Source organism: Martinezella sp. CNPSo 3959 (assembly GCF_057784355.1).
Window position 1 is genome coordinate 146,957 of record NZ_JBXSOV010000013.1, and the last position, 21,471, is coordinate 168,427.

Consider the following 21,471-nt stretch of genomic DNA (forward strand, 5'->3'; position numbering starts at 1 on the left):
TGTTGGCTCCGTCACTGTGACTAACGCCGAGTAGTTTTCGAAGGCTCTTGAAGGGAATAGACCGGCGACGCTTTTGTTGCAAAAGCCGTCCGCTCGCGTTTCCTCAATATCGGCGCATTGATACTGCCGACGGGTAACATGGTAGCGTCGGCTTTTGGGAAAGAGTCGCTGCAGGCTTTTCGGCCGAATGGGGACGCATTGCTGCCCTCGGATACCGATCTAATTTAAGTCATTCCCTTCTTGCCATCATCGCCAGGCCGACTTGTCAGGATGGCGCTTGTAATAAGGTTGACAAGATGGTCCGCTCGTGGCGCGAATGAAGGTTGGTCGGCCGCCCAGCCGAGAGCCGTTATCAGAGCGAACAGGTCGTCCCCATTCATATCGGCGCGCGCTGTTCCCTCGCCCTGAGCACGGAGCAATAGTCGCGCGCCTGCCGAGTGCACCGCTGCGCACGAAGCATAAAGAGCGGAGTCGGGGTTCGTGTGGGCGGCCGCCATCATGGCGACAACGCCCCTAGAGCTTTGGGTGAATTCCACCAATTCTCGAAACCAGGAGAGAAGCGCTTCGTCGGCCGAAGTCGACCGTTCGAGTTCGGCTGCCCTCCGCGTCAGTGCATCCAGATGGGTACACAGCAGCGCTTCGAACAACGCCTCTCGCGTCGGGAAATGACGGAGCAGCGTGGCCAACCCGACGCCGGCCCGGCGGGCAATGTCACGCATCGACGCGTCCACACCATGCTCGGCGACGACGTCGCGTGCGACGGTGAGAATTTGGCTGCGATTTTTTTCTGCGTCGGCTCGCATGGACTACCTTGTTAAATGGATCAGTGATCCATATATGTGGATCGGCGATCCGGTTATGAAGCGGATCAATGATCCACTGAGGTAGCGTCCGTCTGCGCAGATGGCAACAGGCGCTCTCCGACGCGACAAAGGAAAAGTCATGGGAAAGCTTGAGGGTAAGACCGCCGTGATCACAGGCGGGGCTACCGGCATCGGCCTTGCCGCCGCAAAGCGGTTCATCGAGGAAGGCGCCTTCGTGTTCATTTTCGGTCGCCGGCGGGAAGCGCTCGATGCCGCTGTGGCCGATCTCGGGCCGAATGCCCGCGCGGTGAAGGGCTCGGTTTCCGATGAAGCCGATCTGGATCGGCTCTACGCGGCGGTGAAAGCCGAGCGCGGAAGCCTCGACATCGTCTTCGCCAATGCCGGGGCGGGCAGCCCGCTTCCGCTCGGCAAGATCACTGCCGAACACATTGATGAAACTTTCGACACCAATGTGAAAGGCACGATCTTCACCGTCCAGAAGGCGCTACCGCTGATGAGTCAGGGCGGTTCGATCATCCTGACCGGATCGAGCGCCGGCACCACGGGCGCCCCGGCATTCAGCGCCTACAGCGCGAGCAAGGCAGCGGTGCGCAATCTCGCGCGGACCTGGGCCGAGGACCTAAAGGGCACCGGCATCCGGGTCAACGTGCTGTCGCCCGGGGCGACGGCGACCGAGCTTGCGAAAGAGGCGCTCGGAGAGGAGGGCCAGAAGGCCTTCGCCGCAATGACACCGCTCCAGCGCATGGCCGATCCGGCTGAAATCGGAGCGGTGGCTGCCTTTCTCGCTTCCTCGGACAGCAGCTTCATGACCGCCAGCGAGGTCGCCGTCGACGGCGGCCTCGCTCAACTCTGACCCCGGCGCAGTTCCGTGCCTAACTCATACAACGAAGGACAAAAGATTATGAAAGCACTCGAAGGTAAAATCGCAGTCATCACAGGCGGAAGCAGCGGGATCGGCCTGGCCACAGCCAAGCGTTTCGTGGAGGAAGGTGCACAGGTCGTGATTATTGGGCGGCGCGAGAAAGCCTTACAAGAGGCCGCCGCCCTTATCGGGAAAAACGTGACAACGGTCGTGGGCGACGTCTCGCGCTTGGAAGATCTGGACCGGCTCTACGCCACCGTGAAGGAGAAACATGGTCACATCGACATTCTCTTCGCAAACGCGGGCGCAGGTACGGTCGCGCCGCTCGCGGCAGCGACTGAGGCCCATTTTGACCAGACCTTCGATGTGAACGTGAAGGGGTTGTTCTTTACCGTACAAAAGGCCCTTCCCCTCTTCAAGGACGGCGGATCGATCATTCTGAACTCCTCCGTCTCGAACGTGATGGGACTGCCAGCGTTCAGCGCCTACGCAGCAAGCAAGGCGGCTGTTCGCAGCTTCTCACGGTCCTGGACCTTGGAGCTGAAGGATCGCAATATCCGCGTCAATACGATGAGCCCCGGCGCTATCGAGACTCCCGCCTTGGCGACAACGACCGGCCTCACCGCTGAGCAAGCCGAGGAGGCGGTCGCCCAGTTTGCGTCGCAGATCCCAATGGGTCGCAGGGGCAAGCCAGAGGAAATCGCGGCTGCGCTCACCTTCCTCGCCTCCGATGAAAGCTCCTACATCACCGGTATAGATCTCGCCGTCGATGGCGGTTGGGCCCAGGTCTGAGCCAACGTCAACACAGGATCGGAGAAGCATTATGAGCTACTCAATCATTGGCTTCGGCAATATCGGCCGAGCTCTGGCCAAAGCCTTTTCCCGCAAGGGCATCGAAGTATCTGTTGCAACTACGCGCGACCCGGAGAGCTTTGCAGCTGATGCGGCCGCGATCGGGCCTAAGGTCATGGCCAAAACACTGGCGGAAGCCGTCAAGGCGGACATCATCTTCTTGGCAGTCCGTTTCGAACAGCATCCAGATGTCGCGAAAGCGCTTCCCACCTGGCAGGGGAAGACGATCGTCGATGTGACCAATGCCTACGGCGTGCCCCCTGAGCAACTGGGTGGACAGCCGTCATCCAAATTCGTCGCGCAAGCCTTTCCTGATGGAAGACTGGTCAAGGGATTCAATCATCTGGCTGCCGCCGTCCTTGACCAAGATCCAGCTGTGCACGACGGCAGGAGAGTCGTATTCCTGGCGAGCGACGATGACGGCGCCGCAGACGAGATTGGCGCGCTTGCGGAAAGGCTCGGTTTCGCGCCGATCAAGCTTGGCGGCCTGTCGGAAGGCGGACTGCTTGTGCACGCGCGCGGAAATAGCTGGGGGCACTTGATCTTCAAGGACCTGGTCAAGTTCGAGTGATGCGGCCGCGAGACGCCGAATTGGCTTAACGAAAATGGCCCGCACAAAATGTACGGGCCAATCTTCGCTTCATGAGCCGCGGTAGAATTGCGGCATCCGTCTTCACATCAAACCAATCAGAACTCCGACCACTCTTGCTGGAGATGTTTAAGTGCAGCATTGCCCTGCGTAGCGGGAGCGGGGCGCGCAGCAAGCCGGCCTGTTGTCGGGGCGGAGGCAGGCCGGGCCACGGGCCTCGCCTGCGGCTCCATGCGCTCGGCTTCGCCTGTGCGGAATGCGCTCAGGAGCTCGCCAAGACGCTTGCTCTCTTCGGCCAAACCTGCGCCGGCCGCATTCATCTCCTCGACCATGGCGGCATTCTGCTGTGTCGCCTGGTCCATATGATTGACGGCGCTGTTGATCTCAGAAAGACCCATGGACTGCTCCTGAGCGGCGGTGGCGATCGCATCCATGTGCTGATTGATCTGCAGGACCAGGTCGGCGATAGCTGAGAGGCCCTCGCCGGTGTCGTTGACGAGCTTCACACCTTCGCTGACTGCGACTTCGGAGTTGCTGATCAGGGCCTTGATCTCTTTGGCGGCATTGGCCGAACGCTGGGCCAACTCCCGGACTTCCTGGGCGACAACGGCAAAGCCTTTGCCGGCTTCGCCCGCACGCGCCGCCTCGACGCCGGCGTTAAGCGCAAGCAGGTTGGTCTGGAAGGCGATCTCGTCGATCACGCTGATGATCTGGCTGATCTGCTTGGACGAATGCTCAATTCTTCCCATGGCGCTGACGGCATTACCGACGACCTGGCTGGAGTTTTCTGCCCGCGATCGGGCGCCACGCACCAGGTCACGTGCATCGCCAGCTCGTTTGGAGGTCGACTGAACATTGGCCGTTACCTCTTCGAGCGCTGCAGCGGTCTCTTCCAGCGAGGCGGCCTGCTGCTCCGTTCGCTTGGAAAGATTGTCGGAAGCCTGCGAGATCTCGTAACTGCCGCTGTTTACCAGCGACGCGGCCTGACCGACCTGGGACATGGCAGCGCGCAGCTGGCTGACCGATGAATTGAAGTCGTGACGCAGAGCTTCGAACTGCGCAGCCAGCGGCGTTTCGATCTCACAGCGCAGGTTGCCGGATGCCAAATGACGAAGTCCCGTCGCAAGCGAACCCGTTGCCTGCAGCAGCCTCTCTTCTGCCTCTGCCTCGGCACGGCGCTGGACTTCGACGCGTTCATTCTCCGATGTAATACGTGCCTCGGCGGCTTCGGCTTCCAGCGCCTTGTTGCGCAAGGCTGCCTGTTGGAAAATCTGTACGGAACGGGCCATGGCGCCGATCTCATCGCGCCGTTCGACACCACCGATTGAGACCGAGAGGTTGCCTTCGGCGAGTTCGGTCATGGAATGAGTTAGCACCCCGACGGGCTTGGTGACGCGATAGATGATGACGCAGATGCCCGTAATGCTCAGAGCGACGGCAACAAGGAAAGTCAACCCGTAGGCGATGAAACTGACGAATGCATCACTCTGGCTGACGGCTGAATTGGCGACCATGCCATCTGCTGCTGCCGCGGCCGTGTTCGTGATCGTCAGAAGGGCGGCATTGCCGACCGGGCGCCAGTCGTCGAGAGACATGGCTTTCTTCTCACCGGCTGCGAACTTCGCAAGCAATGCATTGTGTTTTGCTGCAAAGTCACCGCTGAAAAAGGTCGTGCTGCTGATTTTATAGGCGTCTTTGACCACCTGTGGTGTCGACGGATGATTGACCAGAGTGCCGATCTGCCCCCAGATGAAGTTCGCGGCGTAATCGAACTGTTGGATCTTGCTGACGTCCTCAGGCTTCATCGCCTCTCCAGAGGCGAGTGTGTTGACGTACAACAAGTTTGCAGCACCGGCCGTTGCGCGCGTGTACCATGTCAGCGCACGGATCTGAATGAGGGCCGTCATTGAAGGATCGCTCGCGCGAATCCGGTTTTCAACGGCGGTCGAACCTGTCTCCAAGGCGGTCAAGAACTGCTGACCGAGGTCCAGCGTCGTGGCCTGCAGTGTCGGGTCACGATCAGCAAGCTTCTTTGCGACTTCGTTGTCGAGCGTTGAGCGGAATGCGACCACGCGGTCATAGGCATTCATGACATCGGCAATCGGAGCTTTGAGCGTCGGGTCGTCGATGTTTGCAAAGACCGATTTTGCATCAGCCATATATTTGTCGACGATGCCCCTGTCCGTTTTCAACAAGGTAAGCGTTGCATCTTGCGCGCCAAGCTCAAGTTTGGCGAGCGACGACCCGTCACCTCGCTCGTTGCGAAAATTCGCAAGTGTTTGGAAGAGCGCGCGGTCTAGCATGGTGAACTTCGAGACGTCGGCATACTTGCCTGCATCGCGATAGGCATCAAGCGTTGAAGATCCCGTTAGCACGCATAGGGCGATGCTGAGAAAAAGGAAAATCCCGAGAAGTATATTGCGAAGAGAAAAAATCATAATTGCTCACCTACGTTCGGGGTGCCGTAACGCTAACCCGCTTCGCCAAAACACGTACTTCTGGAGCTCTTGAGGTGAAATTTTCTAAAAGAAAAGCAGTCCGTGAGCCATCGAGGCGTCGCCCGATCACAGGCGCATCATGCCCTGCCCAATCAAAGGAATAATTAGCCCAGCTTTGTTGAAACAGGATTAATGCCCCTAAAAATATATGGGCTGTTTCGCACCAACCAATCCGGCGGCGAGAATGAATCGTGAAATGCTTCAAGCCGAAGCGACATTTGCAACGCTTCGGCTCCATGCAGGACAGTGCCCCGACGTCACCTCAAGCCGGTATCGCGAACTGCGGCCTTGAGCCTGCGGACGCAAATCGCTGAGGCGCAAACCGCCTAGTCTATCGGCAAGAGCTTTGGGCTGAACTTACTTAGCGAATAGACATATGTCCGTCGTCCGGATCCGGGGACGGTCTGCGCTTCCTCCGGACCGAAGAAATTTCCGCATCGCACATGAGCACGAACGCGCCGTCTTCGCTTAAGACGTTCCCCCGATCTACAACCGCAGCCGCGCTGCAAGCCACGAGCCAGAAATCAGAGCCAGTTCAACGATAGGCAGATGGTGCAGGCAATCGTAAGCCACGCAACAATAATCGCTGCAAACAGAACAAATTCGACCCTCATATTTCCATGAGGGTCCTTAAATTCCAGGACAATGTCCCCCGTATCAGCGGAGCTTACTTTTTTCGCGGACCGGTTCACCCTGGCTGGTATTCTTCGAAGCAAACTAGACCTCTTGAAGTTTCCAAGTGCCCCAAGCCGGCATCGGTTAAATGTGTTGATCAGTAATTTCTGCAGGACGCGAGCCTGCTAGCAGTGACCATGCGTGTCACTGACAAGCCCGCTCAGATGCGCATTTGAGAGCGCCGCTCTTTCGGTCTTCAAGACGGAAAGAAGAGCATCTTGTGCCTCCTTTATCAGGAACACGGCCTGCGGTGTATCGAGCCCGCTGGCGATCTGACTGGCATACTGCATCATTTTGACAAGCGCCAAGATCTCGCAATGACGCTCATGACCCTCAAAATCAATCACTCTTAAAGCCCCCAACAAAATTTCCTGAGGCGAGATTGGCATATTTCAAGTGGTGAGGTGCGTTGCAAAAGCGTTGCACACGCAAAATCTGTATTTTTGAATCAATTACATACGGTAAAATTGTGGGAAAAGTTTACGCCACAACGGAGTCGCATTGAAAGACCAGTCCATCATGTGTGCCGGCAACGGGGCATCGGCAATGGCGCGTATAAGTTCTATGGCATCGTTGCGCTTTTGATCGGTCCATGCCTTTACGACGAGCGCCCTCACCTGTCCTATGTCCATCTCGGCAGCTTCGGCAAGACGTCTCCAGGTCCGATCCTTGAAGAATAGACGCCGTGCCGCACGGGAGAGCCGCAGAGCTTCTTCCTTGCCGAGAATGGCCTGATCAATCGCAGTCTCTATTGTCGCATCGACATTGACCAATGGCACCGACAAAGGAGGATAGCCCAATTCCGCTGGGCCATGAAGGAGAGCGACATCCGCATCTTCCTCCCGGAGCCCGGAGGCATAGTCATCGAATATCCTGCCGATGCCGACCATGCCGTAGGCCCGGCATTCCACCGCGCGGAGCGCTCCCATGCTGGCTGCTCCAAATACGGGAACGCCCTGGGATAGGGCAAAGAGCAACTCCTTGTGCCAGACCGGCGCGACGAACTCGAACTGACCGTCGATGAGGCCGATGGCAACGGCACCATCCTCAAGAGCTCTGACGACGTCACCTTGGCATGCCGGCGGTCGTATGACCATCGTATCGTCAATATGCGCTTTGGCATCGGGCAGGCTCGGCCCTACAAATATGACTTTCACAGGAAACTCTTTGACAATGCGCGGCTGCCGAAACGAATGCGGCGATCGCCGTCCGGATGTTCGAGTTGCGGCGCGAAAACCTTTGCGACCGATGCCGGCAGCCATTCGGGTGCCAGCTCGATAGCATAAAGCTGGTCAATACCGCCTTCCAGCAAAGCCTCGACAAGCTGGTCGAGCGCATCTTGCGCAGACCCGGCCGACATCGTCGGCAGTTCGTCCAGGTTCGTCATGCATCGAGCTTGGAACGACTGCAGATGAGTAGGATCAGCGCGGCGTGAGAACAGTTCCGGGACAAGATCATCTCTGGCACCGGCGATAAAGGTCATCCGCGACTGCACGGCCTCGGAAATTGCCCGGGCTGCGGCTACATAGGGGGACAAGGATGCGCCTGCCCCCATGGTCAAGTCGACATATCTGAGCGAACCGTCATCGCCTTTCGGCCGCAGCAACGCGACGACGGAGGCAACGGCCAGATCGCTCGTCACATCGAAAAGGGCGAGATCGAAATCGGCAGAGAAAATCTTCTCCAACATCTCGCGAACACCCTCATCGTCGATGCTTTGCGGATCTATCCGGCGTGCATACCGATACTCCGGCGCATCGACGTTCCAAAGGACGCAAGCATCCCGCTCTACCCGCTCCAGCAGCCCGTGCAGGACTGCCTCATGCCAGGTATTCCCCGACGCCAATCCGTCCGATGATACCCAAAAACGTGGGCCGACATGCGTCCTGTCAAGATGAACGGCCTCGAAAGGTACGAATATCGAGGCGTTCTTTGCCAGATCGTGGGCTTGAGACCATCTGATCTGTTCCGTCGTTTCTACCGGTTGCGCGCCGATCACCAGCAAATCCTCCAGGCAATCCGTGGCATGGCCGCTTGCGGCAAGATCATCCTGGCTTGCCATCAACGCTGAACAGAAAGGTTGGGTCGCGACAGATCGCTCGATTGCTTCCATCACCGCGGATGTCTTCGCGGAGACGTCGTCCAGACCTTTGCCCTGAGCGATGACGATCGCCCTGGAATTCGGGGCGTAGGCACACCAAACGGGAATGCCTATGCGATCGAGCTCGGTCTGGCGGCCGACACGGGTTATGCCAAGCCGCTCCAGATAGGGCGAAACCCGCGACAGAGTTTCTCCGGGTAGGCAGGCTCTAAAGTTGTTGGACACCAATCAACGAGAGCCTAACCCTCATAAAGGCCTGAGGCCACGGAGTCTGCCGACTTTAACGCCACAGCGAAATCGACATCTTTCTCCACTCTGACCCCTTTGGCCCGCCAGGAGGCCGCCTTCGCCAGATCACCCGACAGCCGCCGCGTGTATCGGACGACAGTCCCCTTTTCGAGGTCAACCAGCCAAAGCCCCTCTTGGCCCTTGATTCCAAGTAACACTGCGCCTGCCATAATATCTTCCTTTCAAAACCCGGCCTTCAGCAGGCCTTCCCTGTAATGCTCTGTTTGCCACTTTTCCTTGTTTGGAATCATGGACAGCCATGCCTCCAGATCGAAATTCGGGTTATCGCGCAATGCGCGCAGCCGATATGTTTTAGCCTTGGCCGCATCGCCAAGCATTGCCCAGCTTGCCGCCGCAAGCCTGCTTGCCGGTCCTGGCTCTCTCATCCTGTCAAGATAAGCCAATGCTTCGGTATACTCCCCAAGGAAATAGCTGGCTCCCGCTGCGGTCCAGTAATAATAGTCCGGAGCAAGCGGATTGAGATCGAGAGCCATTGCGACCTTTGCTAATGCCGCTTTCGGATTGGCGCCATGGGTAAGACTGTCGGCATGACTACAAATAACATCCGCGTAGTGCGGACTTAGATCCTCGGCATTTGACAAGGCCTCCAGGCTACCGTCGATATTTCCGCGATAAAGCCGAGCAACCCCAATTTCCTTGAAACCTCCGGCAAACCGACTGTCATCGCGGATCGCATCCGCCGCCATTTTTTCCGCCTGGTTCAAGAGGTCGCTATCGCCGCGGGCCGTCAAAACCCATTCCATGGTCAAGGTTCTGGCGATGCCCGCAAGTGCCGCCGCGAAACCGCGCTCGTGCTCAAGAGCCTCCCTGAAGTGCTTGCGCGCGCGGCGGACATTCTGAAGGCCTAGACGGGACAGGCATTGCACGCCCTCAAGATAAGCAAAATAGGCCTGAGGCTTGCAGCTGAAATCAGAAACTATGTGGTGGAAGGCGCCCACACGCTCGATGATGGAGTGCTGGATCGCAGTGGCGATCTCGTTGCGATGCTCCGTTATGGCCGCGCTATCCAAGTGAACGCGCGTTGCCCAGACAATCTCGTCGCGCGGCATGAAAATCAGCTGCGCAAAAAGACTGTCGCCAGTCCGCTTCGTATCGAGCGCGTAGACCACATTATGTTGCCTGAGAAGCCCCGCCTTGTCGTTGGAAGACCGGATCTGCTCGGCCGTGTAGGGAGCGACCACGGAGACGCTTCGATCGACGCAAAGGCTGATGGTGAGGTCTTCGATGACCGCATTGGCAACCGAGCCGGCTCGCTCTGCTGCCTCTAGCGTCTCGGGAGGAAGCAGAGCGATACGGGGCACTCTGCCGTCGGCGGAGAGCGGAACCGTGTCTTCAGCCGGGTGGCTTGAAGTCGGATCTTTCGTTTCGCCGATCACCTGAATGTAAGAGGTGATTTTCTCGCCAAGCGCTATCCTGACCTCGTCATCGGAGTGATCCCTGTCCAGCAGAAGCGTGGCTGCGCGCTTCAATTCACCGCGATATTGAGGCGACGAGGGTTCATTCAGCGTCTTGAAGAATTCGGTTCGCAGCTCTCCTGCAAGCCGTGCGCGAACGTCGCGTACCCAGACGGCCACAGCTGTAGAGCCGCTGCCGTAAACGGGTAGAAAATTCTTGGCAACCGCATCGCTGAGGGCGCCAAGCTTGGCAACGCCGGACGTATTTTCGATGGTATCCAGATCGCAGCGCAGCGCCTCGAAATTCAAAGCGATGTTCGCAGCGACGCCGCTGATCAGCGGCTTGGGGGATTTGGACGTCGCAGTCGCCAAACGCAGCAGGGTCGATCTCAAGTTGACGCCGGCCGCTTGAAGATTGCCGGACCAGAGAAATGCTGCCAACTCCTTGCGTGGTATCGATTGCCGGCAATCATAGAGATAGGCAAGCATGAGCAGCGCCTGTTTCGGCACATTCACACGATCGCCCTTCTCATCGTAAAGGGCGCAGCTACCGAGGGTCGTTAAATGAAATGTCATTTTATCAGATCAGCGCTCACTGCCAGCTTCGCTTGATTGCACAAAGGCGAGAATCTTCGCCCGCAACCGCTTGTCCACGATCCCCGATAAGGCTGTTCGCAGAACGGCTTTATGATGCTTCGCAAATCGAAAACCAGCTAGCGCCTCCTTGGAGGGAAGCGCCTCCTCCGATCCGCTTTCGAAGAAAAACATGATTGGGACATCGAGAATTTCGGAAATATGCAGAAGGCGACTGGCGCTGATTTTCTCGAAGCCGCATTCGTATTTCTCGAGCTCTTGGAGCCTTATGCGAAGCTTCTTGGCCAATAAATCCTGCGTAATTGACAATTCCTCGCGGCGCAGCCGGATGCGCAATCCAAGTTCAACGTCGATTACATCGGGCTTTTTGTCCATAAAGAAACCATCAGAAGAAAAACTGCCTTCATGTTCGCAGGTTTCCCTCGAATTCACAATCTTCCAGCAAGGCACCCAAGATCAATTTTACACAACGCCAGGAGTTTCCAATCCGCTATATTATGCGGCTGCAAATTCGGAGACCCGCCGCGACATCGCGCAGACGACATTCTTCTCGACGAGAACGAAATATCTCTCCGGAGACGCCTGTTTCCCAATGTCGTTTTTGCATTTAACCGGGCGCATCCCCACTCTGCGCGATTCAGCGGCAGCATTCTCGTGCGTGATGTCAGGTTAATTCCGCGGAGAGTATTTTGGACAGATGCGCTTGGATCAGGTGGCCACGCCTGCAGCGGCCTTCCAATGCGATATGGCGCTTAGGCGACCGTTGCAATTAGCCGAAAGACTGCGAGGCAAGTGCAAATACGATCGGAGAACCTGTGTTCGGGGCTCCATAGGAGGCCCTCTCAGAGGAAACCATGGTGGTCACGGTGTCAAAGACGGACATTCCGCTTTGCTGGATAAAACTGGCGAACAGTCCGGCACCAAAATGGGTGTCGAGGCGCAAAAAACTGCCGACATGCGCTACGACATGCGGATGAACGACGGCAGTTGCGTCTTCCTCGCAATACGCGACGACAGGACCGACGACGTGACCGCGGCCAAACCGGCGCCGCATGGAATAAGCCATTAGCTTGCCACCGTCATAAAGACCGTAGCAGATGGAGCTTTCAAACAATCGCTTGAGATGTTGGTAGCGCAGCGTACCGAAAGCCGGCTCGTCCAGGGCCGCAACCGCATCCAGATCGCTGCGTTCGAGCCGCCTGAGATCAAGCCCCGGCCTGATATCGCCCACGTGAGGTACGGATAGAATTTCCCCCTGACACTGAAAGACCGTCTGTTTCGGCATAAATCCAAAAGTTGCACACATCCGGCGTGCCGCTCTTGTCGCATTCAGCCGTATCCGTTCATGGTGGCATTCCTCCAGCATCCGCTTAACCAGCCACTCCGCCGTACCATTCGTCTGCAGGCGCGGTGCGGTGATCAGCATTCCGAATGTTGCGAAGCTCTGCTCGTGCGGGAACCACATCGTGGAACCGGAAACCCTGCCGATTTCGTCAAGCGCCACGAAGCCGCGGCCGACATCCCGCAGGTGCTGCCAGTCCTGCGATCGATGCGGCCAGCCGACCGACATCGAGAGCGCCTGAAGCTGCGACAAAGAGACCTCTGAGATGTCGGCAAAGCGCAGTTCGAATGCATCGACATGCAGTTTTTCGGGTATTTTTGTGTCCATTGGTGATCCAGACGCCATCCGATCCTCCCGGCTGCATATTCGCTCACGCCGGCATCATGCTTTGGCGAGCTTAGCCGAGACTCAACGAAACATTTCACTGCCTACGCAAACGGCGGCGCAAGAATTCACCGTATGATCCATACTTTCGGCAGGTATTCTACTGATTGAGGCTTAACCTTCCTTTGATCAAGACGTCGCTTGCACACACAAGGACGGCAATCGGAGATTGGCAACACCAATGCAGGCATCGGACATTCTGGCAAAACTAGTCGGCTTCGATTCCGTCGTTGGAACGCCCAATGCCGAGATTGTCGAGTGGATCGGCGCCTACCTGAAGTCCTTCGGCGCCACTGTTGATATTCTTGCTGGCCCCGAGGGCGACCGGTCGAACCTTTTTGCCACGATCGGTCCCCGCGATACACGCGGTTATGTCCTCTCCGGTCACATGGATGTCGTGCCGGCCAACGAGATGGGGTGGACGAGCAACCCCTTCGTGCTGCGGGCCGATGGAGATAGACTCTATGGCCGCGGCACCAGCGATATGAAGGGCTTTCTGGCTGCGTCTCTGGCGGCCTTACCAATGCTCGCCGCAAGCCCTCTGATGCGGCCGATCCACCTAGCCTTTTCCTATGACGAGGAAGCAGGTTGCCGTGGCGTGCCGCATCTCATTGCGCGCCTGCCGGAGCTTTGCGAGACGCCGCTCGGCGTCATCGTCGGAGAACCCAGCAACATGCGGGCCATCCTCGCACATAAGGGGAAGTCAGCCGCCCGCATCATCCTGAAAGGACGCTCCGGTCATTCGTCGCGGCCCGACCTCGGCCTCAACGCAATCCATGCCGCCGCCGAGGTTTTGCAGGCCGCCGTTTCGACCGCGCATTCTCTGGCCCAGGGGCCATTCGAAGCGGAGTTCGAGCCACCTTATTCATCGATCTCTGTCGGCACCATTTACGGGGGGCAGGCCCTCAATATCATTCCGGATCTCTGCACGCTCGAAGTCGAAGCGCGGGCAATTTCCGGCGCTGATCCGGCAGCACTGCTTCTACCGGTGCACGAGGCCGCTGCCGCACTTGAGCGTCGGGGCTTTCAGGTGCAATGGGAGGAGCTGAGTTCCTACCCCGCCCTCTCCCTTCCGCTGACAGCGCATCTTGCCGGTCTGCTGGCCGAGCTGACTGGCATCGAACCGCTGGCAGCGGTTAGCTATGGCACTGAAGCCGGGCTCTACCAGCGTGCCGGCCTTGAGGCGATCATTTGCGGTCCGGGCGATATCGCTCGCGCACACAAGCCGAACGAATTCATCCTCACGAACGAACTCGACGCCTGCCAGGCCATGATCGAGGCTCTCGGCCGTCGTTGCCTGGCGTGATGCCGGAAGACCGAAGGATAGAAGCCCATGACGTTCCTCTTCAATTCGGATGCCCGCCGCGGCCATATCTTTCAGCAAGCCTTCGCCCGCGAGCTGCCGGATCTTCCCTTCTCCATGGATCCGACGTCCGTCGACCCGAATGCCGTGCGCTATCTGATCACCTGGACGGTTCCGGACGACTTGCCGCGCTACCGCAATCTCGAAGTTCTGTTTTCAATCGGCGCCGGTATCGACCAGTTCGATACGGCACATGTCCCCGATCACGTAAAAGTCGTGCGTATGGTCGAAGACGGCATTACCCGCATGATGCAGGAATATGTGACGCTTGGCGTCCTCGCACTCCACCGCAATCTGCCCTCCTATCTCAGCCAGCAGCACCGTCAGGTCTGGAACGCCTTGCCACAGGTTCAGGCCGCCGAACGCCGCATCGGCGTACTGGGACTCGGGAACCTTGGTCAGGCCGTGCTCGAAAGACTGAAGCCGTTCGGCTTTGTGCTTTCCGGCTGGAGCCGCAATCAACGCGAACTCGAGGGCGTTACCTGTTTTGCCGGCGAAGCTGGACTCCACGCTATGCTTTCCACGACCGATATCGTGATCTGCCTCCTGCCGCTGACCGACGAAACTCGCGGTTTTCTCAACGCCGATCTCTTCGAAAAACTGCCGCAGGGTGCGAGCCTTGTGCATGTCGGCCGCGGACCGCAGCTCGTTTCGGAAGACCTCCTGGCCGCGCTCGATAGTGGTCGACTTGCCGGCGCCGTGATCGATGTCACCGATCCCGAACCCCTGCCGACCGGACATCCGTTCTGGAGCCACGACCGCATCCTGCTGACGCCGCATATTGCGAGCGTCACCCAGCCCCATAGCGCTGCACGCACCGTCATCGACAACATCAAGCGGATTCGGGCGGGCTTGGACCCGTTCGGCCTCGTCGACCGCCGCCGCGGCTACTGATCGCCAACCCGAAAGGAACTCCATGTCCCTCCTCAAGACGATTGACCCCAACCCTTCCTTCGCACCGCGCGAAAACGTCGTCGCTCCGGAGCGACTGATCTCGGGCGATCCGAAGCTTAAGACCTGGGCACAGGACGTTGCGCGCAACGAGACTGTGCACACCGGCGTATGGGAAGCCACCCCCGGCGTCAGCCGTTCGATCAAGGGCGAAACCTTCGAATTCTGCCATATCCTCTCCGGCGTCGTCGAATTGACACCGGAAGGCGGCGAGTCCGTCGTCTATAAGGCGGGCGACAGCTTCGTCATGAAACCGGGCTTCGTCGGAATCTGGAAGACGATCGAAACGGTCCGGAAGATCTACGTGACCGTCACCCCTTAAGCATTGCTACCTCGGCGCGGCCTCTGAGCCCGCGCCGCATCGGGCCTGACCAAAGAATACACTGCGGGACCTTCTCAAAACGGCTTTTTCCGCCGCGACAGCCGACGCGATCGGATCAAGCTACTTCGCCGATCCTATAGCATCTCGGTAAATTGACCGGAGGTATCATTATGGACCTGAGCTTCGATCCCGATAGTCTTTCGCTCCCCATCGGGCATTTCATCGGCGAGCATTTCAGCGCCGCGGACGGTGTCATTCCGATGCACCGCCCTTCCGATGGCAAGGCCTATGCCGGATGCCCGGTCGCGGACGCCTCCATTGTCGACCAGGCCGTTCAGACGGCCAAGGCCGCGCTGAAGCAAAGCAATTGGGGCGGCGTCCGCCCGCGCGAGCGCCTGAATGTTCTGCACCGTTGGGCCGACCTCATCGAGGAGGAAGCCGAAACGCTGGCAAGGCTAGAGGCCGTGGCTTCGACGCGCCCCGTCGGCCAGCTTGTCGAGGGCGATATCGCGATTTCGACAGAGCAGATCCGCTTCTTCGCCGAATTCGCCGACAAGGAAGGCAGCGACCTCGTGCCGACCGACGACGGCAATATCGGCATGATCATGACGGAGCCCTATGGGGTGGTGGGTGCCATCACGCCCTGGAACTTTCCGATCAACATGGCCGCCTGGAAACTTGGCCCGGCGTTGGCTGCCGGAAATGCTGTCATCCTGAAGCCATCCGAAATGACGCCGTTTTCATCCATCTATCTGGCAGAGCTCGCCGTGCGTGCCGGCCTTCCCGCCGGCCTGATCAACGTGGTACTGGGTGACGGCGCGACGACCGGCCAGGCGATCACCGGCCATCCCGACATCGCCAAGATCAGCTTTACCGGCTCGACCCGAGCTGGATCGGCGATCATGGAGAACATCGCCCGCACGGGAATAAAGCCGATGACGCTGGAGCTCGGCGGGAAGAGCCCCCAGATCGTCTTTGCCGATGCGGACCTCGACAAGGCGGCCGCGGCCGTTACGGCCAGTATCGTCGGCAATGCCGGCCAGGCCTGCGTCGCCGGATCACGGCTCATCGTCGAGAAAAAGATAGCGGCCAAACTGATCGACGCCATCCGAAATCGGATGAAGGGCGTTACTCCCGGCCCCACCTGGGATGCCGCAAGCCGCTACTCCCCCATCATATCGGAAAAGCAGAGACAGCGTATCGATGCGATCGTCTCCGCCACCGTCGCGGCCGGCGGAGAATGTCTTACCGGCGGCGCGATCATGGACGCACCGGGCTATTTCTACGCCCCGACACTGATGGCCGGAGTCGATCAGACTTCTCCAGCCATCATCGAAGAGATCTTCGGTCCGGTGCTGACGCTCCAGACATTCGAGGAGGAAGAGGAAGCCCTGCAGCTTGCCGACCATCCGAGCTACGGGCTCGCCGCAGGCCTCTTTACCCGCGACCTCTCCCGCGCCATCCGGCTGACCCGCCGTCTGCAGGCCGGTACCATCTGGGTCAACCGCTATAGCCGTTCGCGTGACCACATCCTGCCGACCGGCGGCTATAAGCAGTCCGGTATCGGCAAGGATCTCGGCCGCGAGGCATTCCAGGCCAATCGCAAGAGCAAGAGCGTTTTGATCAGTCTTTGAGGACAGTGAACATGAAAATCTACAAGATCGCATTGATCCCGGGTGATGGCATCGGTCGCGACATGACCGCCGCCGCCTGGTCGGTTCTGCAAAAGGCGGCGGGCACCCGCGGCTTTACGCTCGATGGCACCGAATTTCCCTGGTCCTGCGCCTTCTATAAGGAAACCGGCGCCATGATGCCCGCCGATGGCATCGCAACGCTGCGCGGTTTCAATCCCATCCTGCTCGGAGCCGTCGGCTGGCCGGCCGAAGTGCCGGATGCCGTATCCCTGCACGGGCTGCTGCTGCCGATCCGCAAGAACTTCGTGCAATATGCCAATATTCGCCCGCACCGGCTGCTGCCGGGTGTCCAGGGACCGCTCAAGGCATCGGCCTTCGACATTCTCTGCATTCGTGAAAATACCGAGGGCGAATATTCCGGCGCAGGCGGCCGCATCCATCAGGGCACATACGATGAAGTCGCGGTCGAGACGTCGATCTTCACCCGCAAAGGCGTCGAGCGCATCCTGCGTTTCGCCTTCGAGCAGGCAAAGGCCCGGCGCGGCAAGCTCGCCTCGGTGACGAAATCCAATGCGCAGAAGCATTCGATGGTCTTCTGGGACGAAATCACCCGGCAGCTCGCGCAGGATTACCCGGACGTCGAGGTCACGAGCTATCACATCGATGCCATGGCGGCCCGCATGGTGATGGCACCGGAAACCCTCGACGTCGTCGTCGCATCCAACCTCTTCGGCGACATCCTCACGGATCTCGGCGCAGCAATCCAGGGCGGCCTCGGTTTTGCGGCATCGGCCAATATCAACCCTGAACGGAACGCTCCCTCGATGTTCGAGCCTGTGCATGGGTCCGCGCCCGATATTGCCCATCTCGGCATCGCCAACCCGATCGCAACTGTGTGGTCCGGCGCCATGATGCTCGAACATCTGGGCGAGCAGGATGCGGCAAATGCCGTCATGGCGGCGATCGAGGCGACAACCGCAAGCGGCATCGGCACGGTTCCGGGCAAAGACCGGACCGACGCAATCACCACAGCGCTGCTCGCCGCAATCTGAAGTCTTATCGAGGTTTGAACATGCAAAATCTGAAAATGCCATCCCTGTTCCGCCAGCAGGCGCTGATCGGTGGCGACTGGCTTTCCGCCCGCTCGGGCAAGACCGTTGCCGTGATCGATCCGGCAACGCAGGCTGTCATCGGAACGGTGCCGGATATGGGCGGTGATGAAACCCGGGCAGCGATCGAGGCCGCCGAGGCGGCTTATGGCTCCTGGAAGAAGCAGACCCATGCCGAGCGTGCAGCGCGGCTGGAAGCCTGGCATGATCTGATGCTCGAGCATATCGATGATCTCGCGCTGACCCTGACGATCGAACAGGGCAAGCCGCTTGACGAGGCCCGTGGCGAAATCCGTTACGGCGCATCCTTCGTCAAATGGTTCGCCGAGGAAGCCCGCCGCATCGGCGGCCAGACCATTCCATCGCCGACGCCAGACCGCCGCATCCTTGTGCTGAAAGAGCCGGTCGGGGTTTGCGGCATCATCACGCCCTGGAATTTTCCGAATGCGATGATCACGCGCAAACTTGCGCCGGCACTTGCGGCCGGCTGTACGGTCGTGGTGAAGCCTTCCGAATTCACCCCCTACTCGGCGCTGGCGCTCGGCGTGCTTGCAGAAATGGCCGGCATTCCTGCCGGTGTCATCAATATCGTTACCGGCATGCCCTCCGAGATCGGCGCCGAGATCCTTGCCAACGCGACCGTGCGCAAGATTTCCTTCACCGGCTCCACCCCGGTCGGCTCGCTACTGATGCGCGGGGCAGCCAACAGCATCAAGCGGCTTTCGCTCGAGCTCGGCGGCAACGCACCCTTCATCGTCTTCGACGACGCCGATCTTGACCTTGCCGTGGAAGGTGCGATCATCTCCAAATTCCGTAACGGCGGACAGACCTGTGTCTGCGCCAACCGCATCCTGGTCCAGGCCGGCGTCTATGATGCTTTCGCCAAGAAGCTCGCTGCCCGCGTCGATGCCATGAAGGTCGGCCCGGGCACTGAAGCCGGCGTTGCGATCGGTCCGATGATCAATGAAGCGGCGATCGCCAAGATCAATCGTCATGTCGAAGACGCGCTCTCGAAGGGCGCGACAATCGTGACAGCCAAGCGGGACTTGCCGGCCAGCTCGCAATATACCGCGCCGATCGTCCTGACCGGGGCCACCACCGCCATGCAGCTCGCCGCCGAGGAGACCTTCGGACCGGTTGCGCCGCTCTTCCGCTTCGAGACGGAAGAAGAGGCCATCACGATTGCCAATGGTACGCCCTACGGGCTTGCGGCCTATTTCTATACCGAGAGCCTGAAGCGCGCATGGCGGGTGGGCGAAGCCCTCGAATTCGGCATGGTCGGCCTCAATACCGGCTTGATCTCCACGGAGGTCGCGCCGTTCGGCGGCGTCAAGCAATCGGGCCTCGGGCGCGAAGGTTCGCAGCTCGGAATCGAAGAATATCTGGAAACAAAGGCCTTCCATATCGGTGGCCTTAACTGAGTTGTCGCGTCTCAGGCTGGAAAAGGGGCCGCAAGCGCGGCCCCTCTTTTTATGCTGCTGAATTCGTTGAGGCCTGCCGCCGGCTTATATCACTGAAATCTATCGAGCGTTTTGTAATACAAGCCGACCAAGGGCAGGAACCACGGCTTGCCGAAATGGCCGGGAACGGCCGGCCAATCGAGCCCCTTGAGCGGGTTGCGGTCAGGCCTTCCCAGAATCGCATCGGCGATGGTCATGCCGAGATGCGTGGAAAGCTGCGCGCCATGGCCCGAATAGCCCATAGCGTACCAGATGCCGTCATGATAGCCGGCACGCGGATAGCGATCCTTGGTCATATCGACGAGACCGCCCCAGCAATAGTCGATCTCGACCTTGGCGAGCTGGGGAAATATGCGGGCGAGGCTTTCGCGAAGGATCGCGCCGCTCCTGGCGTCGGAGCGCTGGTCCGATGTTGCGGAGAAGCGGGCCCGCCCTCCGAAGATCAGCCGGTTATCCGGTGACAGCCGCCAGTAGTTGCCGATGTTCATCGTGTTCACGCAGGTGCGATTGCCGGGCATGGCCGAGGCAACTTCCGCATCCGTCAAGGGCCGGGTCGCGAGGATGAAACTGCCGACCGCCATGATACGGCGACGGAAGTAGCTGAAATTGGCTGTCGTATAGGCGCCGGTCGCGATCATGACCTGGTCTGCCGTAACTGTGCCCTTGGTGGTCGTGAGGACGTGCCTACCGCCAGCTTGGCTGCGCTCCGTCACGGCAGTGCCTTCCACGATGACCGCTCCGCGTCGCTTGGCCGCCTCGGCCAATCTGGCGACATAGCGGCCCATATGCATCATGGCGCTCTTCTTCGACAGCATCGCGCCATGAAACGGCGAGCCGATCTCATCCTTGAGATCGGCGGCGGACAGCAGCGCGGTATCGGGATCGACCTCGGCATGCACTGCCTCGAAATTCCTGGCCAAACCTTCGAAATGCTGCGGCTTGGAGGCAAGCTTCAGCTTGCCCGCGCGGCGGAAATTGCAGTCGATCCCCTCTTCCGCGATAATCGCTTCGAGTGTGTCGATCGAAGCGTCCAGCGCATGGTAGAGGGCGATTGCCCGCTCCTTGCCCAATTCCGCCTTGGCCGCGATGTAACTATGCGCCAGGCCATTGTTCAGATGACCGCCATTGCGACCGGACGCGCCGAAGCCGACGGTCTCAGCCTCCAGAACAAGGACCTTCGCCCCCGCCATGGCAAGCTGCCGGGCGGCGCCAAGCCCGGTGAAGCCGCCGCCCACGACGACGACGTCATAATGCCCTTCGACGGGGCCGGCGGCGGCACCCGCAAAGCGCGGCGCCGTATCGTGCCAATAAGAGGAATATTTCATCTGGCTGCCCTTTCTCAGAGCCCCACCACACCCGGTAGACCGGAAATATCGGCGATTTCGACATAGCCATAATAAGGATTGGCCGGCTCGTGACCACGGTTGACCCAGACCTTGTTCTTGATGCCGAGATCATGAGCCGACATAAGGTCGTAGCGGAAGGAGGACGAGCAGTGCAGGATGTCTTCCGGGCCGCAACCGAGCATGTCGAACATGTATTCAAAGGCCTGGAAGCGCGGCTTATAGGCATTGGCCTGCTCGGCCGTATAGACGGCATGGAAGGGTGCGCCGAGCTTTGCGACATTCGACATGATCTGGCTATTCATCGCATTCGAGAGGATGACGAGCGGAATTTCCTTCGCCACCTTGGCAAGGCCTGCCGGAACGTCGGCATGCGGCCCCCAGCTGGGGACGCGCTCATAAACCATCCTGGCATCTTCCTCTTTGAAGGCAACGCCGTTGCGCTTGCAGGTCCGCTCGAGCGAATTGTGCACCACCTCCGCATAGGGCTTCCAGTCCCCCATGATCTCGTCGAGCCGGTAGGCAGCGAAATTCTTGATGAACTCCTGCATGGCCGGCTCATCGAGACGATCGCCATAAAGATCACGGGCAGCTTCCGCCATCTGGAAATTGGTCAGCGTGCCGTAACAATCGAAGGTGATATATTTCGGGCGGAAGGTGGTCATGCGCTTCATCCTTACATTCTGCCCCTCGAGGCGATTGGTGGAGAACACGATAATAGGATTGCTTTCGGCGCGTGAGCCCACTGATTTTGCGAGGTTCGGAGCAGAAAGTTTCGTATAGCGGCGTTCGTTTGGCATTTGCTTGCAAGAACGGCCGATGAAGACGCCTTTCGCTTACACCTTCGCGACCGCTGTCTGCGGCG

Annotated in this window: 19 protein-coding genes; 9 read left to right on the forward strand and 10 right to left on the reverse strand. The window is 59.2% G+C overall.

Features of this window, described 5'->3' with window-relative positions:
* Positions 1 to 224 precede the first annotated feature (224 nt).
* On the reverse strand, positions 225 to 803 hold the full coding sequence (locus AC13RE_RS23235) for a TetR/AcrR family transcriptional regulator (protein WP_488564678.1): 579 nt from the start codon (positions 801 to 803) through the stop codon (positions 225 to 227).
* Positions 804 to 942: 139 nt separating this feature from the next.
* Here AC13RE_RS23235 and AC13RE_RS23240 point away from each other — a divergent pair, with 139 nt between their 5' ends.
* Genes AC13RE_RS23240 through AC13RE_RS23250 form a run of 3 tightly spaced genes read left to right on the forward strand, consistent with a single transcriptional unit; the run spans position 943 to position 3,109 of the window.
* Positions 943 to 1,677, forward strand: a complete 735-nt coding sequence (locus AC13RE_RS23240; protein ID WP_132719000.1) for an SDR family oxidoreductase — start codon at positions 943 to 945, stop codon at positions 1,675 to 1,677.
* A gap of 48 nt (positions 1,678 to 1,725) precedes the next feature.
* Positions 1,726 to 2,478 carry an SDR family NAD(P)-dependent oxidoreductase gene (locus tag AC13RE_RS23245; RefSeq protein ID WP_112608451.1) on the forward strand — a complete coding sequence of 251 codons (753 nt, stop codon included), beginning with the start codon at positions 1,726 to 1,728 and terminating at the stop codon, positions 2,476 to 2,478.
* 31 nt (positions 2,479 to 2,509) lie between these two features.
* On the forward strand, positions 2,510 to 3,109 hold the full coding sequence (locus tag AC13RE_RS23250; RefSeq protein ID WP_488564679.1) for an NADPH-dependent F420 reductase: 600 nt from the start codon (positions 2,510 to 2,512) through the stop codon (positions 3,107 to 3,109).
* Between the two features lie 116 nt (positions 3,110 to 3,225).
* Here the strand turns inward: AC13RE_RS23250 and AC13RE_RS23255 are convergent, their stop codons facing one another.
* The 7 genes from AC13RE_RS23255 to AC13RE_RS23285 form a co-directional block, all read right to left on the reverse strand.
* Positions 3,226 to 5,565, reverse strand: coding sequence for a methyl-accepting chemotaxis protein (locus AC13RE_RS23255; protein WP_488564680.1), 2,340 nt, complete (start codon positions 5,563 to 5,565; stop codon positions 3,226 to 3,228).
* Between the two features lie 860 nt (positions 5,566 to 6,425).
* On the reverse strand, positions 6,426 to 6,647 hold the full coding sequence (locus AC13RE_RS23260) for a hypothetical protein (protein ID WP_488564681.1): 222 nt from the start codon (positions 6,645 to 6,647) through the stop codon (positions 6,426 to 6,428).
* A 105-nt stretch (positions 6,648 to 6,752) separates the two neighbouring features.
* Complete coding sequence (locus AC13RE_RS23265) at positions 6,753 to 7,457, reverse strand: TfuA-like protein (RefSeq protein ID WP_488564682.1); 705 nt, start codon at positions 7,455 to 7,457, stop codon at positions 6,753 to 6,755.
* Positions 7,454 to 8,626, reverse strand: coding sequence for a YcaO-like family protein (locus AC13RE_RS23270; RefSeq protein WP_488564683.1), 1,173 nt, complete (start codon positions 8,624 to 8,626; stop codon positions 7,454 to 7,456). The genes AC13RE_RS23265 and AC13RE_RS23270 overlap by 4 nt, the downstream gene beginning before the upstream one ends.
* A 245-nt stretch (positions 8,627 to 8,871) precedes the next feature.
* A complete protein-coding gene (locus AC13RE_RS23275) occupies positions 8,872 to 10,680 on the reverse strand; it encodes a hypothetical protein (protein ID WP_488564684.1) in 1,809 nt (602 codons plus the stop codon).
* 9 nt (positions 10,681 to 10,689) lie between these two features.
* On the reverse strand, positions 10,690 to 11,130 hold the full coding sequence (locus AC13RE_RS23280; RefSeq protein ID WP_488564685.1) for a helix-turn-helix domain-containing protein: 441 nt from the start codon (positions 11,128 to 11,130) through the stop codon (positions 10,690 to 10,692).
* A 337-nt stretch (positions 11,131 to 11,467) separates the two neighbouring features.
* A complete protein-coding gene (locus AC13RE_RS23285) occupies positions 11,468 to 12,367 on the reverse strand; it encodes a GNAT family N-acetyltransferase (protein ID WP_488564686.1) in 900 nt (299 codons plus the stop codon).
* 238 nt (positions 12,368 to 12,605) lie between these two features.
* Here AC13RE_RS23285 and argE point away from each other — a divergent pair, with 238 nt between their 5' ends.
* The 6 genes from argE to AC13RE_RS23315 all read left to right on the forward strand — a co-directional run bounded on the left by argE (position 12,606) and on the right by AC13RE_RS23315 (position 19,224).
* On the forward strand, positions 12,606 to 13,730 hold the full coding sequence (gene argE, locus AC13RE_RS23290) for an acetylornithine deacetylase (RefSeq protein WP_488564687.1): 1,125 nt from the start codon (positions 12,606 to 12,608) through the stop codon (positions 13,728 to 13,730).
* Positions 13,731 to 13,757: 27 nt separating this feature from the next.
* Complete coding sequence (locus tag AC13RE_RS23295) at positions 13,758 to 14,681, forward strand: 2-hydroxyacid dehydrogenase (RefSeq protein WP_488564688.1); 924 nt, start codon at positions 13,758 to 13,760, stop codon at positions 14,679 to 14,681.
* Between the two features lie 22 nt (positions 14,682 to 14,703).
* On the forward strand, positions 14,704 to 15,060 hold the full coding sequence (locus tag AC13RE_RS23300) for a cupin domain-containing protein (protein ID WP_112336026.1): 357 nt from the start codon (positions 14,704 to 14,706) through the stop codon (positions 15,058 to 15,060).
* A gap of 170 nt (positions 15,061 to 15,230) precedes the next feature.
* On the forward strand, positions 15,231 to 16,694 hold the full coding sequence (locus AC13RE_RS23305) for an aldehyde dehydrogenase family protein (RefSeq protein WP_488564689.1): 1,464 nt from the start codon (positions 15,231 to 15,233) through the stop codon (positions 16,692 to 16,694).
* Positions 16,695 to 16,705: 11 nt separating this feature from the next.
* Positions 16,706 to 17,746, forward strand: a complete 1,041-nt coding sequence (locus tag AC13RE_RS23310; protein ID WP_488564690.1) for a tartrate dehydrogenase — start codon at positions 16,706 to 16,708, stop codon at positions 17,744 to 17,746.
* A gap of 20 nt (positions 17,747 to 17,766) precedes the next feature.
* Positions 17,767 to 19,224 (forward strand): NAD-dependent succinate-semialdehyde dehydrogenase, encoded by a 1,458-nt coding sequence (locus AC13RE_RS23315; protein ID WP_488564691.1) that lies wholly within the window; start codon positions 17,767 to 17,769, stop codon positions 19,222 to 19,224.
* A gap of 89 nt (positions 19,225 to 19,313) precedes the next feature.
* On the opposite strand, the gene AC13RE_RS23320 is transcribed toward AC13RE_RS23315, so the two are convergent.
* A complete protein-coding gene (locus AC13RE_RS23320; protein WP_488564692.1) occupies positions 19,314 to 20,588 on the reverse strand; it encodes an NAD(P)/FAD-dependent oxidoreductase in 1,275 nt (424 codons plus the stop codon).
* A 14-nt stretch (positions 20,589 to 20,602) separates the two neighbouring features.
* Positions 20,603 to 21,271, reverse strand: coding sequence for a haloacid dehalogenase type II (locus AC13RE_RS23325; RefSeq protein WP_132718958.1), 669 nt, complete (start codon positions 21,269 to 21,271; stop codon positions 20,603 to 20,605).
* Positions 21,272 to 21,471 lie beyond the last annotated feature (200 nt).

Coding starts and splice junctions, on each gene's coding strand:
- AC13RE_RS23235 (WP_488564678.1), bottom strand. CDS start 803: ATGCGAGCCGACGCAGAAAAAAATCGCAGCCAAATTCTCACCGTCGCA.
- AC13RE_RS23240 (WP_132719000.1), top strand. CDS start 943: ATGGGAAAGCTTGAGGGTAAGACCGCCGTGATCACAGGCGGGGCTACC.
- AC13RE_RS23245 (WP_112608451.1), top strand. CDS start 1,726: ATGAAAGCACTCGAAGGTAAAATCGCAGTCATCACAGGCGGAAGCAGC.
- AC13RE_RS23250 (WP_488564679.1), top strand. CDS start 2,510: ATGAGCTACTCAATCATTGGCTTCGGCAATATCGGCCGAGCTCTGGCC.
- AC13RE_RS23255 (WP_488564680.1), bottom strand. CDS start 5,565: ATGATTTTTTCTCTTCGCAATATACTTCTCGGGATTTTCCTTTTTCTC.
- AC13RE_RS23275 (WP_488564684.1), bottom strand. CDS start 10,680: ATGACATTTCATTTAACGACCCTCGGTAGCTGCGCCCTTTACGATGAG.
- AC13RE_RS23285 (WP_488564686.1), bottom strand. CDS start 12,367: ATGGACACAAAAATACCCGAAAAACTGCATGTCGATGCATTCGAACTG.
- argE (WP_488564687.1), top strand. CDS start 12,606: ATGCAGGCATCGGACATTCTGGCAAAACTAGTCGGCTTCGATTCCGTC.
- AC13RE_RS23295 (WP_488564688.1), top strand. CDS start 13,758: ATGACGTTCCTCTTCAATTCGGATGCCCGCCGCGGCCATATCTTTCAG.
- AC13RE_RS23300 (WP_112336026.1), top strand. CDS start 14,704: ATGTCCCTCCTCAAGACGATTGACCCCAACCCTTCCTTCGCACCGCGC.
- AC13RE_RS23305 (WP_488564689.1), top strand. CDS start 15,231: ATGGACCTGAGCTTCGATCCCGATAGTCTTTCGCTCCCCATCGGGCAT.
- AC13RE_RS23310 (WP_488564690.1), top strand. CDS start 16,706: ATGAAAATCTACAAGATCGCATTGATCCCGGGTGATGGCATCGGTCGC.
- AC13RE_RS23315 (WP_488564691.1), top strand. CDS start 17,767: ATGCAAAATCTGAAAATGCCATCCCTGTTCCGCCAGCAGGCGCTGATC.
- AC13RE_RS23320 (WP_488564692.1), bottom strand. CDS start 20,588: ATGAAATATTCCTCTTATTGGCACGATACGGCGCCGCGCTTTGCGGGT.
- AC13RE_RS23325 (WP_132718958.1), bottom strand. CDS start 21,271: ATGACCACCTTCCGCCCGAAATATATCACCTTCGATTGTTACGGCACG.